1 pseudogene is annotated in these 1,279 nt (G+C 75.5%); it reads right to left on the bottom strand.

What is annotated here, in order from left to right:
- Nucleotides 1-124: 124 nt before the first annotated feature.
- Nucleotides 125-1,279 (bottom strand): annotated as a pseudogene (locus AWC08_RS19770) (PE family protein); the annotation flags it as partial.

Below are 1,279 nucleotides of genomic sequence, written 5' to 3'. Positions count from 1 at the left end.
CACCGCCTCCCCCGCCGGCCCTCCAGTGCGACGAAGCCGCCTGGGCCGGGTCGGTCCACAGGAACGCGTCACGGCGGGCATCGACTGGCCAGGGGATCGCGAGCCCGGTGTTGCCGGTGCCGAGTTAGGTGCCGGCGATACCGTCTTGGCCGCGGGCTCCGGTTGCGCCGATTTGTCCGTCGGGGGCGCGGGGGCCGGGACTGTCGTTGAGGTAGGTGATGCCGCCGTGACCGGCAGCGCCGCCGTCGCCGCCGTCGCCTCCGAGGCCGGCGGCTCCTCCGGCGCCGTTGGTGCCGGCGTGTCCGTAGGCGCCGCCTGCGCCCGCGGCGCCGCCGTTGCCCCCGTCACCCCCGACGCCGCCGGTGCCGCCAATGCCACCATCACCGCCAACGCCGGCGTAGCCGAGGCCGAGGATGGAGTTGACGCCGCCGTCGCCGCCGGTGCCTCCGGTGCCTCCGGTGGCTCCGGTGCCGCCTGTTCCGCCGTTGCCGCCTAATCCGCCGTTGCCGCCGTTGCCATGGAGGCCGCCGGCACCGCCGGCACCGCCGGCGCCGCCGGTGCCTCCGGGACTGCCGGTGGTACCGATGCCGCCGGTCCCGCCGGTGCCGCCGGTGCCGCCGGCAGTGGAAGTTTGGCCGCGGCCGGGCAGGCCGCCGTTGCCTCCGGTGCCGCCGCCTGTTCCGCCGTCGCCGCCGTTGCCGCCGTTGCCGCCGACCAGATCCGACCAGCCGCCGCGGCCACCGTCGCCGCCGGTGGCGCCCAAGATGCCGCCTGCTCCGCCGTTGCCCCCTTGGCCGCCGGTGACAGTGCCAAAGCCACCGTTTCCGCCGGTGCCGCCGTTTCCGCCGTCGCCGCCGTTTCCGCCGGCGCCGCCGGCGCCGCCGAAGGAGCCGAAAGTGCCTGATACAAAGCCGCCGTAGCCGGCGCCGCCGGTGCCGCCTGTTTCCCCGTAGGAGGTGCCGTTGGCGCCGGCGCCGCCGTTGAAGGTGTCGATGGTCGCGTTGGTTCCGGAGGCGGCGATTTTGGGTGGGCCGTTGTAGCCGGTGGGATTGGTGGTGGTACCGGCGGCGGCACCGTGGCCGCCGTTACCGCCCGCTCCGCCGTTGCCGTAGTCACCGCCGGTGCCGCCGGCGCCGCCGTTGCCGCCATGAGCGCCGGGGCTGGTGAAGGTGTAACCGTCGCCACCACGCCCACCATTGCCGCTGGGGGTAGTCGGGGTGAGACCGTTTTGGCGGAAGACGGTCGAAGGGGTGCCGTCCCCGTTGAGGCCCCCGACCCC

Origin of the sequence: Mycobacterium gordonae, assembly GCF_002101675.1 — a bacterium.
Classification (GTDB): Bacteria; Actinomycetota; Actinomycetes; order Mycobacteriales; family Mycobacteriaceae; genus Mycobacterium; species Mycobacterium gordonae.
Note: the sequence above shows the minus strand (reverse complement) of the source record. Positions and strands in the feature narration are given on the sequence as shown.